This window comes from Alteromonas sp. AWM4_230 (assembly GCF_056158305.1).
The window spans coordinates 3,262,907-3,276,799 of record NZ_JBSWTB010000001.1; the positions used below are offsets into that span (position 1 = coordinate 3,262,907).

11 protein-coding genes are annotated in these 13,893 nt (G+C 41.7%); 5 read left to right on the forward strand and 6 right to left on the reverse strand.

Going from position 1 to position 13,893, the window contains the following annotated elements; genetic code table 11:
• Positions 1–45 precede the first annotated feature (45 nt).
• Positions 46–1,251: an outer membrane beta-barrel protein gene (locus ACXACS_RS14010; RefSeq protein ID WP_474807447.1), complete on the reverse strand. Its 1,206-nt coding sequence runs from the start codon at positions 1,249–1,251 to the stop codon at positions 46–48.
• Positions 1,252–1,345: 94 nt separating this feature from the next.
• On the opposite strand from ACXACS_RS14010, the gene ACXACS_RS14015 reads away from it, so the two are divergent.
• Together ACXACS_RS14015 and ACXACS_RS14020 are read left to right on the forward strand one after the other, a co-directional pair.
• Positions 1,346–1,468 carry a hypothetical protein gene (locus ACXACS_RS14015; protein WP_474807448.1) on the forward strand — a complete coding sequence of 41 codons (123 nt, stop codon included), beginning with the start codon at positions 1,346–1,348 and terminating at the stop codon, positions 1,466–1,468.
• 459 nt (positions 1,469–1,927) lie between these two features.
• Positions 1,928–3,382 carry an undecaprenyl-phosphate glucose phosphotransferase gene (locus ACXACS_RS14020; protein ID WP_474807450.1) on the forward strand — a complete coding sequence of 485 codons (1,455 nt, stop codon included), beginning with the start codon at positions 1,928–1,930 and terminating at the stop codon, positions 3,380–3,382.
• 213 nt (positions 3,383–3,595) lie between these two features.
• On the opposite strand, the gene ACXACS_RS14025 is transcribed toward ACXACS_RS14020, so the two are convergent.
• From ACXACS_RS14025 to thrS, 5 genes are all read right to left on the reverse strand, one after another.
• The gene (locus tag ACXACS_RS14025; RefSeq protein WP_474807452.1) at positions 3,596–6,769 is read right to left on the reverse strand and encodes a hypothetical protein; all 3,174 of its coding nucleotides are present in this window, start codon (positions 6,767–6,769) and stop codon (positions 3,596–3,598) included.
• Positions 6,770–7,109: 340 nt separating this feature from the next.
• On the reverse strand, positions 7,110–7,466 hold the full coding sequence (rplT, locus tag ACXACS_RS14030; protein WP_012518092.1) for a 50S ribosomal protein L20: 357 nt from the start codon (positions 7,464–7,466) through the stop codon (positions 7,110–7,112).
• 18 nt (positions 7,467–7,484) lie between these two features.
• On the reverse strand, positions 7,485–7,682 hold the full coding sequence (rpmI, locus tag ACXACS_RS14035) for a 50S ribosomal protein L35 (protein WP_012518091.1): 198 nt from the start codon (positions 7,680–7,682) through the stop codon (positions 7,485–7,487).
• Positions 7,683–7,800: 118 nt separating this feature from the next.
• Positions 7,801–8,340, reverse strand: a complete 540-nt coding sequence (gene infC / locus ACXACS_RS14040; RefSeq protein WP_171338159.1) for a translation initiation factor IF-3 — start codon at positions 8,338–8,340, stop codon at positions 7,801–7,803.
• 112 nt (positions 8,341–8,452) lie between these two features.
• Positions 8,453–10,369 carry a threonine--tRNA ligase gene (thrS, locus tag ACXACS_RS14045; protein WP_474807456.1) on the reverse strand — a complete coding sequence of 639 codons (1,917 nt, stop codon included), beginning with the start codon at positions 10,367–10,369 and terminating at the stop codon, positions 8,453–8,455.
• A gap of 449 nt (positions 10,370–10,818) precedes the next feature.
• On the opposite strand from thrS, the gene ACXACS_RS14050 reads away from it, so the two are divergent.
• The 3 genes from ACXACS_RS14050 to ACXACS_RS14060 all read left to right on the forward strand — a co-directional run bounded on the left by ACXACS_RS14050 (position 10,819) and on the right by ACXACS_RS14060 (position 13,885).
• Positions 10,819–11,703, forward strand: a complete 885-nt coding sequence (locus ACXACS_RS14050) for a fructosamine kinase family protein (protein ID WP_474807458.1) — start codon at positions 10,819–10,821, stop codon at positions 11,701–11,703.
• Positions 11,704–11,765: 62 nt separating this feature from the next.
• Complete coding sequence (locus tag ACXACS_RS14055; RefSeq protein WP_474807460.1) at positions 11,766–12,527, forward strand: pteridine reductase; 762 nt, start codon at positions 11,766–11,768, stop codon at positions 12,525–12,527.
• Positions 12,524–13,885 (forward strand): DUF3080 family protein, encoded by a 1,362-nt coding sequence (locus ACXACS_RS14060; RefSeq protein ID WP_474807461.1) that lies wholly within the window; start codon positions 12,524–12,526, stop codon positions 13,883–13,885. The genes ACXACS_RS14055 and ACXACS_RS14060 overlap by 4 nt, the downstream gene beginning before the upstream one ends.
• Positions 13,886–13,893: the final 8 nt, after the last annotated feature.

Sequence of the window (13,893 nt, forward strand, 5' to 3'; positions counted from 1 at the left end):
CAAAAAGTAAAAATATTAATGAAAATAAGCTAACCGCTTTTTGCTTCACAGTGTTACCTCTACTGTTACACCAATTTCGCTTTTGTCGTAGCCAATAGTATCTCTGTTACTATCTCTGTCTGTGTACTGATAATAGGTGCTGAATTTTAACCATCTACGTGCTTGATAATTTAGCGCTGCAGAGTAGTTCATCAATTCGTCATCCCTATTAACAATATCTATTTCATTGAATACATATTCGTCATTTTGCTGCGTAACGCTGAAAGACGTGCTGACTCTCTCTAACCAATCATGGTTCCATCGCACACTATAATTTTGACCTCGAATGAAGTCACCCTCACCGTTAGTTTCAAACGTATCTGCGCTGGTAGAGATTCTTACAGTTGAATAGCTAACAGGTTGCCAATCAATACCAACCTCCCAGTCGGTACCATAGAAAGTACCACGAGATTCATCATCAAAGTCTTTCTCTTTATAACCTACTTTCGCAAAGCCGGTAGTTGCAGCAGTACTCTCCCATACAACACCAACAAGTATACGGGTTTCATCATTATCACGAGTAACTAAACCAAGTTGTTCATCATATTTTACGAAAGTTTTTGTTACATCAACAACCATACTTGTTGCAGAGCCGATCTGGTAACCAAATTCAGCGCCGACCATATTTTTTGCGCGATCACGAATAATGTAAGCATCTTCGGTTCTATCGTAATCAAGGGTTTGACGACGGGCTTTTAAGGTTATCATGCCATCTGTAGTAGCAGCGCCATAGCTATATTCACCATATAAATTGCTGCTTTTGTAAGTGTCTGGCGTCGATATATCTAACCCTGATCCAATTGAAAAACCGGTACCTCGGTCTTCATGTCCGTCTTCATATTGAGCAAGTGCGCTTATGCGATGACGGCTGTTTAGTTCAAAGTCTCCCGAAGCTTCTACAAAATGGTCAATGTAATCATCATTTTCGCTAGAAAAATAAACACCTTTCTCTAATCTATAGCCAACTTGAATTGGGTTTCCGTCCACCTCTGTAGCAGCAATTAGCTCTGGTGAAAATGTTGTTCGCCAGCTGTAGATTTTACTTTGATTGTCTCTGGCATTCGCCACGTTATCGACATAAGCCATCGATGATGAAAATGATGGGATTAAATCGAACTGCCCTGCTTGAATTCGACCGGCCTCTTGGGCATATAGTGTCGGAGTGGCGCAAATAACCGACATTGCTATTATGCTTTTGGTCCTTTTAAACATGTGTTTTCCTTCCTTCGATGACCTATCTTGGATGACAATCAAATAAATTTAATGTCGCTTCGGTTATAACCATGGCAAAGATGTCGGAATCAAAATGAAAACCCTGCATCTTTTACAGCATTTTGGTGTTTTTTACCGAAACGTCGAATCTAAGTACGGTACCAGCAATAGGCGTGCCGTATTTGCAATATTGCTTAACGATATCATTACTAAATAAAAAGCACGCTTTTGCTAATTGGTTAAACATTCACCGCATCACGCACCGTAACAAAAGAATACAGTAAAGTACCTATGTATTGTTTCAGCTATGTGTCTGCGCAAAAAACTGAATAATATGCTATCGTATTTATATAAAGAATGAAAAGCGCAAGCGCATCATTCTACTCTTTTTGCACCAAATTAGTACGAAATAAATTTCCACGGTGTAATAAAATTACAATATCGAAGAGATATTGTTACAATAGTTAGGTACGTTGTGCAAATAGCAAAAATAACAATACGATGAACAATTTTTTGGTATCACAACGAAAAGCACAAGTAATTTCAGGCACAACTATTGCTTAGAATTACACAAATGTATTAGCTGTTTTTACTATTTACGTAATACTTGGATCAGGTTAGCTAAACAAACCAGCCATCCATAGCGGCCTTCACTTTTCACCTAGAGATTACCTAAATGGACAATAGAGTAGAATCTAATAAAGCGATTAAAGCGCATCCGGTAGAACCTAATACCAGTGGTGGTTTAGTTGTTAGAAACCAAAGTGGTTTTTCTACTATTTATAGGCTTATTGACCTTTCACTTGTCACCATTCTTTATTATTCGTCTGCGGCTTATTATGGAACGCAGATAGATACTACAAGCCTTATCCTTTTATTTATTAATGTTATTTGCTTTCAAATTTCAGCAGAAGGCGTAGAGCTTTATAGATCATGGCGTGGTCATAGAACACCAGAAATGTTGCGAGCAGCGGCAATTACATGGATGCTGAGTATTTTAGGTACTTTGACTATGGGGTACTTTTTCGTTCAGGAAATTAAGACTCCACCACCTGCAATTCTATTATGGTTCGCTTCGTCATTTGTTGTGTTAATAATGTGGCGTTTTGTAATGCGTAAGTTTCTATTTCGCATTCGTAAAAGTGGTTTGAACTCACGTCGCTCTATTATTATTGGTGCTACTCAACTTGGCGCAAATGTCGCACTTCAGATACAACAAAACGAGCATTTGGGGATTAAGTTCAACGGCTTATATGACGACAGGGATGCAGATCGTTTGCCTCACGAAATGCAGGGTGCGGTGTTAGGGAATATAGAGGCAGCCATAGAAATGGCGAAGCGCAATGAAGTTGACTACATCTACATTGCCCTGCCAATGAGTGCTGAAAACCGAATTCGCAGCATTTTAGAGCAATGTAGCGATACCACGGCTAACGTTTACGTTATTCCTAACTTCTTCATGTATAACTTACTGAATGCTAGATGGCAGACAGTAGGAAACGTGCAAGCGCTCAGTGTATACGATACACCATTCCAAGGCGCAAGCGACGTTCTGAAGCGTTTAGAAGATATTGTTTTAAGCACCCTGATTCTAATGCTTATATCTGTTCCTATGTTAGCGATTGCAGCAGCAGTTAAGCTTACATCCAAAGGGCCTGTAATTTTTAAACAAAAGCGTTACGGTTTAGACGGTAAACAAATCACGGTTTACAAATTCCGGTCTATGACAACCCAAGATAACGGTGCGGTTGTGAAGCAAGCAACGAAAAATGATGCGCGTTTAACGAAGATTGGCGGCTTTTTAAGAAGAACGTCTTTGGATGAACTTCCACAGTTTATCAATGTTTTGCAAGGTCGTATGTCGATTGTGGGCCCTCGTCCCCATGCGGTAGCTCACAACGAAGAATACCGTAAGATAATCACCGGCTATATGCTTCGCCATAAGGTTAAGCCAGGAATTACAGGCTGGGCACAAGTGAATGGCCTACGTGGCGAGACAGAAACGACTAATAAGATGGTACAGCGCGTAGAATATGATTTAGATTACATACACCGCTGGTCTATTTGGTTTGATATCAAAATTGTATTTATGACTGTTTTCAATGGCTTTATAAATAAGAACGCTTACTGATAACGTTCACTAAAGTTCGACAAAAGCGGCAATTTGCCGCTTTTTTATTTTGAAACATTTTATAATTAGGTAAACGATACCGAACAATATTCAAAAGAGCACGCCAGGAGTATAACCATGCTTCAGAATAGTTATTCATTCTTAGGGGCTTTTATGGTATTCAAAAAAACCTGATTTTAAATTTGTGTCTGGCTGTAGAGGCGTGGTTAGCAACTATATAGCATTATCATACTCCCACTGATCTCTACATAGCTTATATTTAAAGAACTCTGCTTCTGTTTCCTTTAAAGCCGCTGACAAAGCGCTAATTTGGACTTCCATTTTCTCTTTAAACCCCAGAAGGTTCCCAGCAAATAAATCGCTGTAGGCATTTAGCGTCTGCTTAAAGTCATCTGAAGAACGCTGCTCGGTTGTCTGCGCATAAGCATATGACCAACTATTGAATTGACTTAAACATCTTTTCCTTATTCCCCCGTCCACATTGCTAGCGCCACTAAAACCGCTCGTCAGTTCAGAAAGAATATTTAACCTGCGCTCAGCTTCATCCATAAGTGAAACACTTACTCCGCCAGACTTTAAAAAATGTAGGTCTTTAATCATTAGTAGGGAAGATAAGCGATAACGAACCTGATAAGCGTTTTTGCATTTATTTTTACATGCAACAAAGTCAGAACGCGCTCTCTCTATTTGCATACTAAGCCGTTGCAAGTCTGCCGAATGACTGAAACCTGCGCGAACAGATGAGTTTAGGGCATTGCCTATAGATGAACCAATAGAGGCAGCAGCTAATTCCCCGACAGTAAAAAGTTGCATACCGAATTCATCTGAACTTTCAGATTTTTGCTCTAGACTTTGATTAGTAATTTCATCCGGCTTTTTTAGGGCAAGTTTTTTGAATTGCGCTATGGGGGTATATCCAGCACGTTCGAGCCAAATTACCTGTGAATTAAGGAGCGAGGCTCCCAAACCATATAAGGGAGAGATCTCCCTATCATCGGAATAACCAATAAGCCCTAGATTAGCGGCGACATTTTGTTTTGGTTCTACTGAAAATACGGTATCCCAGAGCTCGTTCAGCTTATCAAGATTCAGTCGTAACGGTTGTGCAAAAGACGATTCCCATTCAGCATAAGCATTTAAGTCTGTAGTAGGGATACTTTCTAGCCTTGAGACAACTTTATCTATTAAGCTTGTTAAATAGTATGCTGCATTTATCTGAATAAACTGTTTGACATCGTATTGAAAGCTGCGGTTTACGCCTTCTGCATTAATACGTTGATATAGCTCTGATGTTTTATCATTGAGGGTGGTTATTTGATTTTTAATTTCTTCATCAGTTAATTCTCTGTGCTGGATTTGTTTTGCAATTTCTTTTCGCGTTTGCGAGTCACAATTTTCAGTAAAACAATTCCTCACACTTGGCTTTTCGAAAGCCCTCTCTATGCTTGTGTTTTTTAAGTAAAACTGGTCAAAAAATGCGAACTCTATGAATTCGCGGCTCATCTCAGCTCCGTTTTTTCGGATAATTTCTTTGATTGTAGTATCTGCGCGCTGTAGAAACGAAACTCTCCAAGCTTGCCAAAATGCGTCATGATCAAAAGCCATTCGACAGAGTCTTTGCTGAGTTAAAGTGAAAGTCAGGTCTTTTTCCGAGCCTTCGCATAAAGCATATTTACTCACATACGTATTTTCGTGGAGCAATGAGTACCAGCTCTTGTAATAGTCCGCTTGATGAAGGCTAAATTGCTCTTTTAATGCCCATAGGTTTAGCGCAAATGAAATACCTTCCAATGAAATAGGTATGGAACTAAGGACATCAACCCACCCCATCATTATTCTTTCATGAGTTGGGTACAGCAGATTATCAAGTACATCTTGTTTATTCAAATTCGCGATATCTTGACGGCGCATCTGTTCAGATTCTTTATATGCGTTTTTCATCATCCCCAAGAGTTGGAGGCTTATAACATTGAGTTCCTGAACGTCCTTCGGCTCACTAAGTGGGAAAGTTACAGTTTTAGCAGGAGGTATAGCATCTCGTTTCGTAATATGTCGATGGCTGCTTGGAGTTTGGTTTTTTTTGAGCATTTTTACCTCCCATCCGTATTTAACTTCTAGGAGTCTGGGGTCACTTTTATTCAATAAGACTCGCTGTCCATATACAGAATCGTTAAAAGAAATATAAGGATAGTCTGCGATATCTTCAGCTTGCGATTGAGCAATTTGCATAAACCTATCCATTCCCTCCAGCTTTGCGAGATACAATTTCAAAGACAAACCAAAGTTACTTACGTAATCAGGCCTTTTTCCAAATTCAGAAATTTTAATTAGATGGAGGAATTTGTCTGTTTGTAAGGATGTAGTCCACTCTTTTCGTTGCACCCGAGAAAATGAGATTGTGGTAAATTTTTTGTTTGTAGAATCTACTAACTGGTACTCTACATCCGCTTCTCTATAAAAAATTGCATTATCATCGGTGTGAAGTTTATAGACAAGGTGATTGACGAGGCGCTCCCCTAGCCTTTTTTCTTCAACGAATGCCCTGACATTTTCCGCTTTTACATTTACGCGAAGTACCAATTTTTGAATTTCTTTAAAAGAACTACCTTGCCGTTTTTCGACTTTCTTTACTTCATTGAAAACGTCAATGTATTCAAAATTAGCTTTTCGTCTAATTAAAGATTTTGTACTTGGATTCCAATTCAAACCTGAAATAAAAATGTTAGGGTTCTTAGAAAACTGCACATAAGGGTTATCACCGCTAATTGATTTGGCAGAGACGATCTGTTGGGTAGAAGTATCTCTTCGTGAGCGTGTACTTTCTTTGTTAACACGTTCCTGAATATCTTCGTTTAGATTTTGATGAGTTTTTTTGTTTTCTGCAGTTATCGCCGCATTATTGTTAGTTAACGTATCTACGGAGGGCATGGAGTACAGCAAGGAAGCACCATCGAATCTGGAGCTTTTGTTAGTTTGAAGTTTTTTGATAAGAACTAACATAGTATTTCGGTGCTTATTCTTCCTGTCGTCTATTATATTTTTTACATCATTTTTTATTCCCCAATAGATTGGTACCCCTTCTTCCCTATTTAAAGTAAGAAAGCGCAGCACAGCATAGGGTAAATATTCTGAATTTTTATGTTCTTTAATAAGCTCATGAAGAATTACTCTCTCTTTTTTTGCTAGCTTCTGTTTTTGTCTAAAACTACTGGTTGTTAGGTTTTCTTTTGACACTAACTCACTGAGAATTTCTTGGCTGGCGAGCGCTTTCTCGTAAAGTTTATGAGCCTCTGTATTTTCATCAGATAAAGCAACGTTGCAGGAGAAACTCAGAACGATGAAGCAAAGAAGCATTTTAGAAAGGGGAAGTGATTTAATTTGGTGCATATAGAATTTCCAATATCCGTATTGTATAGGTTTAAGTAAGCCTAGCTATGCATTCACTGTTTTTAGAACGATTCTTATAGCCAACAAATGTTAGATTGAGCTTAAGCCTAACCCATATTGATCATTTTTTAACCTTAAATATGGATGAGTTAGCTTATTAATTTAAAAACCTTCATCTAATCAGTTAAATACGGACAACGAAGCGTCAGTGTGAAAGTTAGATTTAGGCTTAAGTATGAAGAATGAGTTTGAGAAGAAGTGTGTTAGAAATTAAAAACGAAAAAAGGCGAGCATCCTGCTCGCCTTTTTCCGAAAGAACTTAAACTTAATTAGTTAATAATTAAGCTAATGCGCCTTTAGCCGCTTCGACTAGTGCGCTGAAAGCTGCTTTGTCATGTACTGCGATGTCGGCAAGGATCTTACGATCGATTTCAACAGACGCTTTCTTCAAACCGTTAATGAAACGGCTGTATGACATACCATTTTGACGTGCAGCAGCGTTGATACGTGCAATCCATAGTTGACGGAATTGACGCTTGCGCTGACGACGGTCACGGTAAGCATATTGACCAGCTTTAGTTACAGCTTGTACCGCTACGCGATATACACGTGAACGTGCGCCGTAATAACCTTTTGCCTGCTTGAGGACTTTTTTGTGACGAGCACGTGCGATAGTGCCGCGTTTTACTCTAGCCATTAATCAGTCTCCTAAGTCTTATACGTAAGGCAACATGCGCTGAACCAATTTGGTATCAGAGTCATGAACCAGTTTTTTGCCACGAAGGTGACGTTTACGCTTAGAGCTCTTCTTAGTCAGAATGTGACGTAAGTGAGACTGTTTGCTTTTAAAGCGGCCAGAACCCGTTTTCTTGAAACGCTTGGCGGCACCGCTTACAGTTTTCATTTTAGGCATTGCTAAAACTCCGCATTGTTTAATATCGGTATTTTTCGTGTTGCAGTCACTTCATACCGGCTAATGTTTAGCAGCAAGGTGTTTAAGGGTGCAGATTCCTTAAAACTTTAGACCGTTACTACTTCTTATTTGGGGCTAGCACCATGATCATCTGACGGCCTTCCACACGACGTGGGAAAGACTCGCAAGTAGCGATATCTTCTAAATCGGTTTTAACGCGGTTTAGTAGATCGATACCGATGTCTTGGTGCGCCATTTCACGACCGCGGAAGCGGATCGTAACTTTGGCTTTATCACCACCTTCAAGAAAGCGACGCAGGTTGCGCAGTTTTACCTGGTAATCGCCTTCATCAGTGCCAGGGCGAAATTTAATCTCCTTGACCTGAATTTGCTTCTGTTTTTTCTTCTGCTCTTTTTGAGCTTTACTTTTTTCGAAGAGGAATTTGCCATAGTCCATAACTTTACAGACTGGCGGCTCGGCATTCGGACTGATTTCTACTAGATCTAGGCTCGCTTCTTCAGCGGCACGCGTAGCATCTGCTAGCGAAACCACACCAACCTGTTCACCGTCTTTGCCAATTAATCTTACTTCTCTGGCTTTAATCTCATCGTTAATGCGGGCTTTGTCGCCCTGAGCCTTGTTGTTAGCGCCTTTAATGTGCTATTCCTCCAAACATTTAATTCTTTTGTCTGCTTCTGGGTTGGTCGATTGACCTAAAGTAAAACCAAAAGCAGACACCTTACTTGTGCATTATACACAAATTGCTCAACTATTTAATTGTCTTTTCTACAACTTCTTGTTGAGCCATGGCAATAAAGTCTTCCAGGCGCATTTTGCCTAGGTCGTCACCGCGACGAGAGCGCACTGCTACTTCGCCTGCTTCCATTTCTTTATCGCCCACAACTAGCATATATGGAATACGCTTAAGTGTGTGCTCGCGGATTTTAAAGCCGATCTTCTCATTACGCAAGTCAGACTTTGCTCTAAACCCTAAATCTTGCAGTTTTTTTACACAATTTGATGCGTAATCAGCTTGTTTGTCAGTAATGTTCATTACAACAACCTGCTGAGGTGCTAACCAAAGTGGGAAGAAACCTGCAAATTCTTCGGTCAAAATACCAATGAAGCGTTCAAGTGAACCCAAAATAGCGCGGTGAATCATTACCGGTACTTTGCGCTCGCCATCTTCAGCTACATAGGTAGAGCCTAAACGACCTGGCATTGAGAAATCTAGCTGTACGGTTCCGCACTGCCATGCACGGTCTAAGCAATCGTGCAGCGTAAACTCAATTTTCGGCCCGTAGAACGCACCTTCGCCTGGCTGATAATCGAATTCGATATCGTTGGCTTTAAGTGCTTCCGCAAGCGCAGCTTCAGATTTATCCCAAATTTCGTCAGCACCTACACGCTTTTCAGGGCGGGTAGACAGCTTAACTTTAATATCTTCAAAACCAAACGCTGCGTATGTCTCATATACCATCTTAATACAGTCACTTACCTCTTGTAGGATCTGTTCTTCTGTACAAAATATATGAGCATCGTCCTGCGTAAAGCCACGAACTCGCATTAGACCGTGTAGTGCGCCCGATGGTTCGTTACGGTGACAGCAGCCAAACTCCGCCATTTTTAGCGGTAGGTCGCGGTACGATTTCAAACCTTGGTTGAAAATTTGTACGTGGCCAGGGCAGTTCATCGGCTTAACCGCATATTCACGCTTTTCAGATTCTGTGGTGAACATGTTTTCAGCGTACTTGTCCCAGTGACCCGATTTTTCCCAAAGCGTACGGTCCATCATCAATGGTCCTTTTACTTCATCGTAGCCGTATTCGCGAAGCTTCTTACGTACGAAGCTTTCTAGTTCGGTATAAATTGACCAACCATCGTTGTGCCAAAACACCATACCTGGCGCTTCTTCTTGCCAATGGAATAGGTTAAGTGCTTTACCGATTTTACGGTGGTCGCGCTTTTCTGCTTCTTCTAGGCGCTGTAGGTAAGACTTAAGCTGCTTCTTGTCGGCCCATGCAGTACCGTAAATACGCTGAAGCATTTTGTTGTCGCTGTCGCCACGCCAGTAAGCGCCTGCCACTTTCATTAGTTTGAAGTGGTGACAGAACTTCATGTTTGGCACGTGAGGTCCACGACACATGTCTGTGTATTCTTCGTGGTGATAAAGTGCTGGGCGGTCGTCCTTGCTGATGTTTTCATCAAGAATTTCCATTTTGTAGCTTTCGCCGCGTGCTTCAAATGCATCGCGTGCTTCTTGCCAGCTAACTTTGTTTTTAACCACGTTGTAATTGGTTTTAGCCAGTTCAAGCATACGCTTTTCTAGTTTGGCTAAATCTTCCTGGGTTAGGCTTTCTTCCATATCAACGTCGTAATAGAAACCGTTGTCGATAACTGGGCCGATAGCCATTTTGGTGTTAGGCCAAAGTTGTTTGATAGCGTGACCTAACAAGTGCGCGCAACTGTGACGAAGAATTTCTAACCCTTCATCGTCTTTTGCAGTAATAATTTGAAGTTGTGCGTCCGCGTCAATCATATCAACGGCGTCAACTAATTCACCGTTTACTTTCCCTGCAATGGTTGCTTTGGCTAAACCAGGGCCAATATCGTTTGCAACGTCTAGTACAGAAACAGCGTTATCGAAAGCGCGTTGGCTTCCATCAGGAAGGGTAATTACAGGCATTTTAATTCCTTTACAGTGGTGACGCCTACTCTGCGCCACATGCATTTATTTGATAAATTTAATCGTGCTTTTTAGCACTCGAAACTTGCTTTACATTAATCGCGTTGGCGTAACAATAAGATACCCGCGCTGCACTTGTTTACTTAGCATTCGTTAAACAAGCCGCATTAAAGCAAGTGGTGGATTATAACTAGTGTATGGTCAACTTCAATATTGAAAAGCCTTAATTCACTAATTAGTGTGCCTTTGTTTATATCAAATAGGTTTTTAATTAGATTTGATGTTGTAACTTATGCATTTCACCATTTTTAACCCATACTTTAGTTGAAGGCGATAACGGTGAAAAAACAAGCCTCTTGTATAAGCTTTAATTTGCATTAGACCAATTGTTGCACATCACCCTTTCCGCCTTTTTGGGCTTAAGCATTAAACCAAGCAGAGTATGTAATATGTGGCATTTTATAAGCGAGCATATTTCAGATGAAACCCAGCAATTTTTTAGCTGCCAGAAGGCTGAGCGCGTAAGCGGTGGCGACACTCACGAAAGCTACATCATAAAAGATGAGACTCACAGGTATTTTGTAAAAACGAGGCGCTACGACGACACCCAGCAACTTTCCCATGAAGCGGAAGGGCTCACTGCTATTGCCAACACACAAACCATTTCTACACCCCAAGTTATTTGCCATGGTATTACGGCTAACGAATCGCCCAATATGGAATATTTAGTACTTTCACACATTCGATTTGTTGAGCCTGCCCTAAGCGATTATTTTACGCTAGGGCAACAGCTTGCTGCGCTACATAGCGTTAACGCCTACACCAGCTATGGGTGGCCCCACGACAACTATATCGGAGCCAGCGTGCAAACCAACGGGCGCATGGCATCGTGGGCCGACTTTTTTGCCGAGAAACGCATTGGCAGTATGTTAGAACGCTTGGCATTGAATGGGCTATGGACAAAACAAAACGGCGATATTGATAATATCGTTACAAAGGTAAGGCACTTATTAAGCTTGCATCAACCCCACCCATCTCTGCTTCACGGCGATTTATGGGCGGGTAATGCGGGCTTTAATAAAAAAGGGCCTGTTTTGTTCGACCCTGCCGTGTATGTTGGCGACGGGGAAACCGACCTTGCTATGGCTGAACTGTTTGGTGGTTTCCCTGATACCTTCTTTGATGGCTACCACCAGCACACGCCAATTGAAAAAAATTACGCGTTAAGAAAACCAATTTACCAGCTTTACCATATTTTAAATCACGGGTTATTATTCGGCGCACATTATATTGCGCAAGCCGAACAGATATTAGAAGACATATATAGGCATTAAAAAAGCGCAGTACACAAGCCTTAAAACCGCCAAACGATTTAAAATAGAGAGTAGCTTTTATTATGACAAATTCAGGCCCTGTTGCATTTCCTGTAGCAATGATTACTGGGGCAGCTAAACGAATAGGCGCCGCCATGGCGTGTAAGCTACACAGTGAAGGCTATCGCATTATTATTCATTATGGGCACTCCAAAGACGATGCTTTTGCGCTGGCTGAAAAACTAAATAGTCAGCGAGCGGATTCTGCCGCCTGCCTACAAGCCAACCTTTGCAATTCGGACGAAGTAAATGCACTAGGCAAAAAGGCGCTAGATGTATGGGGCCAGCTAGATGTGTTAGTAAACAATGCTTCAAGCTTTTACCCTACGCCCATAGGCGATATTTCAGAAGATGATTGGGATTCTCTAGTAGGAAGCAACGTAAAAGGCCCCCTGTTTTTATCACAAGCGCTAGCTCCCGCTTTAAAAGCTAACAAAGGCTGCATTATCAATATGGTCGATATGCATATTGACCGGCCGCTTCCAAAACATAGCGTTTATTTAATTGCTAAGTCGGGCCTTGCCTCGCTTACCCAATCGTTAGCAATAGATTTAGCCCCTAATGTACGTGTAAATGGTATCGCCCCTGGCGCTATTTTATGGCCAGAGCGGGAAATGGATGATGCAGAAAAAGACAAACTGCTATCAAGCATTCCACTGGGCGAACTAGGTACGCCAGAAGACATTGCTAATACGTTGTCGTTTTTAGTGTCGGCGCCCTATATCACAGGGCAAATTATCTATGTTGACGGTGGTCGTGGTCTTCACACTGGTGCATCAGCATGAAGGCTTTACGCAACCTGCCTTTTCAATTAAAAAGCGCCTGCGGCTATGGGGATAGAATTGAGCGCAGCTATGGGAATAAAAGCGCACGCGACGTTCAAGATACAAATGTATACGGCGGCGGTAAATTCATAAAACTCTGCCGTATAAGCATAGTCGGTGCTAGCTTAGCAACCTTGTTCGGATGCTTTGGAGGCGATACGGTAAAGCAGAGCATTGAAGATTACGCAGAACGACTTTCAAGAGTACTAGACACTCCCCTACCCGATACATTTAACGACAAGATCACTACCCCACTTCCTAAACTGGCCGACTCAGCCACGCTAAAACACACTATAGAGGGTGTTAGCATTAACTTGCGCGAATTTTATGCACTGCAAGATTGTGAGCTGGGCACTGTAGTTGCCGAACGCAATACATCGTTGGGAAAAAGCCAGTTGCCGTCCCAAAGGCTAGCTTATGAAAGCAAGCTACTTAGCGTATTGAAAAGCTGTGAAGCAGTGCTCTCGGAAGCTGGCAGTGCAAGTGAAAGCCCAGATGAAAAAGCGAGTAAAAACGCCTTCAAAAACAATCAGGCACTGGCCGAAACTATTGCTTCGTGGCGTGAACAAAAGTCACAAGATTACAGCAAAACGTGGGCGAACCTTATTCAGGGAAGCCAAGAGTTAAGGTTGGCGCTAAATACCCCTGAACGCCTGTTTTCCGTTGAAAATAATAAAGACGCCCTTTCAAGCGTAAATGCGCTGTTTTACCTAAGCAGCTTGAACAAGATGTCATTTTCTTCTGACGAAACGGCATCAAAGCATAGCGCTAAAACGTTGACCGCCAATCATAGCCGGGTGGGCAACGCTTCTGGTGGCGATAATGGTAGCGCCAGTGACAAGGTCATTAATAAAAGCCCGGTTGACAGCGACGAAAGCCTTATCGACAGCAGCGAGTTAGAACAACAGCTGCAAATTATACGTTCAGCGCGGTTACCCGCTACGCTATGGCATACACAGCAGACGCTAACGCAAAATCTCTCTTTGCTTACCAATATGCTAACCACTGAACTGGATGCGGTAAGCTGCCCAGAAGGCCGCGCTAGTGATAAAGCAAAAATACTGCGCAATGTGTTTTATTTATTTTTTATTGAAGAAATACAGCCAGTAGGAAGCTTGGTAAACCAATATCATTACAAGCTAGTTCCCTTGTGGGAAGACTGGCTTAAACAGCCTTCGTTACATGAAGAGTTCAAGCGTTATATTAGACTTCACTCTCAAGACGGTTTTGATGAATACAGTCGCGCTATGAAAGCCCACGTTAACCTGTGGCAAGGGTTTCTGGGCAGGTGTAACCTCTCACCAGTACCACCGGTTTAACGGGCAGC